Annotated in this window: 4 protein-coding genes and 3 pseudogenes; all 7 read left to right on the forward strand. The window is 42.5% G+C overall.

Going from position 1 to position 5805, the window contains the following annotated elements; genetic code table 11:
- Positions 1-125 (forward strand): annotated as a pseudogene (locus tag O9300_RS01990) (IS5 family transposase); the annotation flags it as partial.
- Between the two features lie 72 nt (positions 126-197).
- A pseudogene (locus tag O9300_RS01995) lies at positions 198-441 on the forward strand (DUF5678 domain-containing protein).
- 36 nt (positions 442-477) lie between these two features.
- Positions 478-1491, forward strand: coding sequence for a WD40 repeat domain-containing protein (locus O9300_RS02000; RefSeq protein WP_287969733.1), 1014 nt, complete (start codon positions 478-480; stop codon positions 1489-1491).
- Between the two features lie 264 nt (positions 1492-1755).
- On the forward strand, positions 1756-2328 hold the full coding sequence (locus tag O9300_RS02005; RefSeq protein WP_287969735.1) for a Uma2 family endonuclease: 573 nt from the start codon (positions 1756-1758) through the stop codon (positions 2326-2328).
- Positions 2329-2532: 204 nt separating this feature from the next.
- Positions 2533-3444, forward strand: a complete 912-nt coding sequence (menA, locus tag O9300_RS02010; protein WP_287969736.1) for a 2-carboxy-1,4-naphthoquinone phytyltransferase — start codon at positions 2533-2535, stop codon at positions 3442-3444.
- 265 nt (positions 3445-3709) lie between these two features.
- The gene (locus tag O9300_RS02015) at positions 3710-5449 is read left to right on the forward strand and encodes a helicase HerA domain-containing protein (protein ID WP_287969738.1); all 1740 of its coding nucleotides are present in this window, start codon (positions 3710-3712) and stop codon (positions 5447-5449) included.
- 56 nt (positions 5450-5505) lie between these two features.
- A pseudogene (locus O9300_RS02020) lies at positions 5506-5664 on the forward strand (DUF29 family protein); the annotation flags it as partial.
- Positions 5665-5805 lie beyond the last annotated feature (141 nt).

The following is a 5805-nucleotide window of genomic DNA, read 5'->3' on the forward strand; positions in this document are numbered from 1 at the left end:
TCAAAATATTTCGGATACTTTCATCAAGATACAGAAATCGCAGACGGCGATTTGGTCTGAGATTGAATTTGATTGCTGGTATCTACAATTACGAACTTCGTTACCGACAAAAGGATATATCTTGATTACTTTTGCAAGAGAGCTACTGATTAGTGATGCTTTCCTTCTCATCAAAAACGTCTCTCCCTAGAAAGATTATGACAGACTCAATCTCTCAAGAACAAGCCCAAGAAATGTTACGTTGGTTAAACAAAAATCGTGACACCATGCTTGATTTATATAAAAATCAATACATTGCTATATAATGAAAAAGGAGTGATGGCTCACGGTGAAAATTTACAGAATGTTCTGGAAGAAGCCAACACAACCAATCAAGAATTTGTCATTTATCTTGTTCCTCGTTGTCGTTATTCTATTCAAATTTTACCCATTCAAGTTTAAAGTAGTTTAAGATGATTTTGACAACGGCAAAATTCTATGAAAATAACCCTTTATCAACCGACGTTATCGTTATTATTGCTGCTGTTGCTATCCGGTGGTTGTGCAGTCAATCAGGAAAAAGGGAAAACCACCACTCCGCAAGCGTCTCCCCTAGCAGAAATCGTTCCTTGGCAGATGGTCGAACGGGTTACTATTTTAAAAGCCGATCAGGATCCCATCTATGCTTTGGCCATTAGTCCCGATAACTCCTTGCTGCTAAGTGGTAGTTTTGACGGCACGGTTAGGGAATGGGACCTAAAAACCCAAAAACCTCTCAGGACTTGGCAACTAGGTGATACCGTTAACGCTATCCAATTTAGTCCCGATGGTGAGACTTTCGTAACTGCCGATGCGGGGGGAAAAGTGCAACGCTGGAATACGCGCACGGGAAAATTAGAAATGACCTATCCTGGCCATGCTTTTCTCGTTACCGATGCCGCTATTTCTCCCGATGGCGAAATTTTGGCCACGGGTAGCTGGGATCGTACAGTTAAACTCTGGGATTTTCAGACGGGTACACTGTTAAAAACCCTGCGCGGCCATAATCATCCGATTCAGGCGATCGCATTTAGTCCCGATGGTGAAGGAATTGTTAGCGCCGATTACGATGGCTTCGTTAAACTGTGGAAAGTGAGTACCGGTCGCTTTATTCGTGCCTATGCGGGTAATTTATTCCCCGTTTATCGGGTGCTTTTTTCCAAGGATGGTAAGATCGCCGGTACTGCTAGTCAAGACGGTTCGATCCGCAGTTGGCAAGTGAAAAGCGGCATCGGCACCACTACTATTCTCGCCCATAACGACGCTGTAACCGATATGGCCCTGCTCGATGGGGGTAAAGTTTTAGCCAGCACCTCCGGGGATGGAACTGTCAAATTTTGGGATGTTAATACCCGTCGGCGCTTGAATACCCTGAAGGGAAACGTCATCCTAAGAATGGTTGCCAGTCATGATGGTCGTTGGTTAGTCACTGGAGATCAAGACGGTGCGATCGCACTGTGGCGGGGAATCTAATTGGGGTCTGCTGAAAAAGTTTTTCCTAGAAGCAGGGTGTAGGGTGTAGGGTGTGGGGCGTGGGGTTTTACCGATTTTGAGGGGGTCAATTACCTAATTTTCAGGGAAAAAGTAGCTGAATTTCCCCCTGATCACTCCCATATCTGGTACTTTTGGATTTCAAAAAAGTCTAAAACTCTTATCCAGCAAGGTTTTTAGATTTATTCAGCCAGCCCTAATTGACTATAATTAAGACTAGAGTGTTTTCTAGGGCGAAATATAGCCATGGCAGCAGTGATTTTAAACTTAGATACAGTCAATCTCAGCGATGAGCAGTTTTACCGTCTCTGTCAAGTTAACCCAGATTGGCAACTGGAAAGAAACGCCCAAGGAGAATTAATTGTGATGCCACCTGTTGGGGGAATTAGCGGCAACCGAGAGGCCGATTTTATTAGTTTACTTTGGTTGTGGAATCGTCAAACCGGATTGGGTAAAGTCTTTAGTTCGGCGACGATTTTTCGTTTACCGAAGGGCGGAGATCGCGCTCCCGATGCCGCTTGGGTGAGTTTAACCCGTTGGCAAGCAATGAGTCGAGAAGAACAGGAGAAATTTCCGCCTATTTGTCCCGATTTCGTCATTGAACTGCGCTCCCGTAGCGATTCCCTCCCAGAAATTCAAGCTAAAATGCGGGAATATCTCCACAGTGGTTTGCGATTAGGTTGGCTAGTTAATCCTCAACAACAACAAGTGGAAATTTATCGTCCTCAGCAATCCGTAGAAATTATGGAACTACCGGCTAATTTAAGCGGAGAGGATGTCTTACCCGGCTTTAGTCTATTTATCTCCATTTTTGAGTAAAATATCCTTAAAACCGAGGTATGATCAGACCTCTGGTAAAAATCAAAAATTGTTGTTAGGGTTAGGAGTCGGTCGTCAGTAGTCAGGGGAAATTTAGGGACTTTTTCCCTGAAAATTGGCTAATTGACCCCCTAAAAATCGGTAAAACCCCACACCCTACACCCTACTACTAGGAAAAACTTTTTCAGCAAACCCTATTTAACTATGACCACCGATACTGTCACCACTCCCTCGCCCAAAAAACTCTGGTTAGCAGCCATTAAACCACCAATGTATAGTGTGGCAATTATACCGATTATTCTGGGAACAGCGATCGCTTATCAGGAAACAGGTCTATTTTCTCCCCCGATTTTTGCCACTTTTATCCTCTCAGCTATTTTAATTCTCGCTTGGTTAAATCTCAGTAATGATGTTTTTGATGCCGATACCGGGATCGATGTCAATAAGGCCCATTCGATTGTTAATTTAACCGGTAACAAATCTTTAATTTTCTGGCTGAGTAATCTTTTTCTATTATTAGGCATCGCTGGTATTTTTGCTATTAGTTATGGGCGAGGCGATTGGATGCTCCTAGAATTAATCGCCCTCTGCTGTTTTTTGGGCTATACCTATCAAGGGCCTCCCTTCCGTCTCGGTTATCAAGGATTAGGTGAAATTATCTGTTTCTTTACTTTTGGACCCTTGGCGATTGCCGCTGCCTACTATTCCCAAGTCGGTGCTTTTTCTCTCTCTAGTCTAGCGGCTTCAATTATTATCGGGATTACCACTTCTATCATCCTTTTTTGTTCCCATTTCCATCAAGTCGCCGATGATCTCAAAGCGGGTAAAAAATCACCTATTGCCCGTTTGGGTACTTTAAAAGGTTCTAGAGTTTTAACCGTAGTCACGGTTCTCGTTTACGTTTTAACGGTAGTTTTTGTCCTGCTGCAAGTTTATCCCCCTCTCAGCCTTTTAATCTTCCTTAGTCTCCCTTTCGCGTGGCAATTAGTCCACCACGTTAACCAAAATCACGACCAACCTCAGCTAGTCAGTAACTGCAAGTTTATAGCGGTTAATCTTCACTTTTTTAGTGGCATTCTCTTCTCCCTTGGCTATTTCCTTGCTTCCCGTTCATAAACCGGATTTTTTTTCTTAAACCCCTTGACAAAACCCCGCCACTTGACATATACTTGTATTAATAATGGAAATCCGTGCCTGCCTGCGAACCCCTCATTTTTAGACAGGATAGACCGAAAAAAAATTAACCGACTTGAATCAGTTATCAGTTATCAGTTATCAGTTATCAGATTTGAGTTTTAAGTTCACTGTTTACTGATCACTGAAAACACTTCCTCATTCATAATTCATAATTCATAATTCATCGCCACAAATCAAGGTTAGCATGAGTGAACAGCCCCTCGGATCGGTTATTCAAGGTTCCCTGAGTGAAGGTTTAGAAATCCGTCTTTATCCGGATATTTCGGTAGAAGATATGCGCGTCGGTAAGTTTTTGGTGGTGCAAGGCACTCGATCGCGTTTTTTCTGTCTCCTCACCGATGTCTCCCTGGGTAACTCCAGTCCCCGGATTATCGCGAATCCTCCCCATCCCGATGATAGTTTTATGCGCGATGTTTTGGCGGGTAGCGGTACTTATGGTACTATTGAACTATCGCCTATGCTCATGTTTACGAAGTCAGAGGAAGCCCCGGCTTTTCAAGCCGGGGTCTCTCTGACTCCGACTGGAGGTAATTCTCCAGCAGTTTCTGACACTTCCTTAGGCTCTTTTCAACCCCAAACTAGCACCGATTTAGAATTACTGCCAGTTAAAACTATTCCCGCCCATTTTAGCCAAGTTTATGAAGCTTGTGAGCAGGATTTTCGCATGGTTTTCGGTTGGGAAGATGATCCCACCAGAAAGAATTTTGCTATTGGTCAACCCCTTGACATGGACGTGCCAATATGTATTAATCTCGATCGCTTTGTGGAACGTAGTAACGGTGTTTTTGGCAAATCCGGGACGGGAAAATCCTTTTTAACCAGATTACTAATTTCGGGCATTATTCGCAAACAAGCAGGGGTTAACCTCATGTTTGATATGCACTCGGAATACGGTTGGGAAGCGATGAAAGAGGGGAAGGAGGTTTCTACGGTGAAAGGATTATGTCAATTATTCCCCGGACAGGTGGAAATTTATACCCTCGATCCCGATTCTACCAAACGCCGGGGAGTACGAGGAGCGCAGGAATTATTCTTAAGTTATAATCAAATTGAAATCGAGGATATTCGTTTAATCGGTCGGGAATTAGGTATCTCGGAAGCTAGTTTAGATAATGCCAATATTCTCTATAACGAGTATGGAGAATCTTGGATTACTCAGTTATTAAATATGAGTAACGAGGATATTAAAATCTTCTGTACGGAAAAACAAGGCCATGCGGGATCAATCATGTCCCTCCAGAGAAAATTAATGCGTCTAGATAGTTTGAAATATTTAAGAAGTGTTTGTCCCCACAATTATATCGATCAGGTTTTACAAGCTTTAGATGCAGGTAAGCACGTTGTCATTGAATTTGGCTCCCAAAGTAATATGCTTTCCTATATGTTAGCCACCAATATGATCACCCGTCGGATTCATGCTAATTATGTGAAAAAAGCTGAATATTTTTTACAAACTAAAAACCCCGTTGATCGGCCGCAACAGTTAGTGATTACCATTGAAGAGGCTCATCGATTTTTAGATTCTGCCGTGGTGCATCAAACTATTTTTGGAACCATCGCCAGGGAGATGCGAAAATACTTTGTTACTCTCCTAATTGTCGATCAAAGACCTTCAGGAATTGATAACGAAGTTATGTCTCAGGTAGGGACAAGAATCACCTGTTTATTAAACGATGAAAAGGACATCGAAGCCATATTTACTGGAGTTTCTGGAGGGGGAAGTTTGCGATCAGTTTTAGCGAAATTAGACTCAAAACAACAAGCTTTAGTTTTAGGTCATGCGGTCCCTATGCCGGTAGTAATTCGTACTCGCGCCTACGATCAAAAATTCTATGCTGAAATAGGTGCGACCGACTGGCGAGAATTACCCGATGAGGAAGTATTAGCGGCGGCCAAAATTGCCAAAGCCGATCTAGGATTTTAGAAAAATTAATTTTTGATTGTAGAATAGAGTTGGATTGTTTTTACTGTTTACCTCCCATGACCGCTCAAATACCGATCTCGAAGATCAGCTTATACGATCGAGATTTTCAGCTATGGATCGAGACAACCGTTAACCAATTACGACGGGAAGATTTTGCCTCGGTTGACTGGACTAATCTGATCGAGGAATTAGCAAGTATGGGAAAAAATAATCGAGGCTCTTCGGGAATTGTTATGCAAATAATTAACTTAAAATAAAATTCGATGAGAGCGCCTACACTCAAAAGTATCTGAAATCCATATAGGGAAGGACTTAAGGCATCAACAGGTTAATACCAAAAGATAGACAATCGAGTT

The sequence above is a fragment of the Microcystis sp. LE19-195.1E genome (genome assembly GCF_027532095.1).
GTDB classification, from domain to species: Bacteria; Cyanobacteriota; Cyanobacteriia; order Cyanobacteriales; family Microcystaceae; genus Microcystis; species Microcystis aeruginosa.